A 456-nucleotide genomic window follows, 5' to 3' on the forward strand; every position below is an offset into this window, starting at 1 on the left:
GGCCGCTGCGTGCTGCGCGCCAGACCGCGTGTACCCGCATACCTGTCTCAATGTCTGCCGGCCCGTCGACCTTGACCGCGTGCAGCAGCGCGGTGTCGGCGCCGTCGAGTCGGATCAGCGCCCACGCGAACGGTGCGTCGAACGGCTGGCCGTCGATGTGGTCGGGATTCCACGACCACGTGGCGACCGTGCCGACCGAGGCTACGTCGACGATGTCGGTGATCGGTGCGCCCGACGCGGCGTCGAATTCGATCGGCGGTACCGACACGGTTCCGTCGGCCGACCGCGATCCGACGATGTGCCCGTCGCGTAGACCGAATGCGAACCGGCTCAACACCGGTCCGAGCGAGCGCGTGTAGCTGAACGTGTTGCTCAGCTCGGCGGTCAGGATGGTGGTCTCGGGATCGGGCACCACAGCAACGGGACTGGCGGTCGCCGTGGCGGGAGATGTGTCGA

The 456-nt window shown here is 68.4% G+C and carries 1 protein-coding gene; it reads right to left on the minus strand.

The features are described 5' to 3' along the window. A partial coding sequence (locus tag B3T59_RS13175) for a Zn-ribbon domain-containing OB-fold protein (RefSeq protein ID WP_287003737.1) occupies positions 1-412 on the minus strand: 412 nt, incomplete at its 3' end. Positions 413-456: the final 44 nt, after the last annotated feature.

Origin of the sequence: Gordonia sp. UBA7860 (assembly GCF_002500165.1) — a bacterium.
Lineage (GTDB): Bacteria > Actinomycetota > Actinomycetes > Mycobacteriales > Mycobacteriaceae > Gordonia > Gordonia sputi.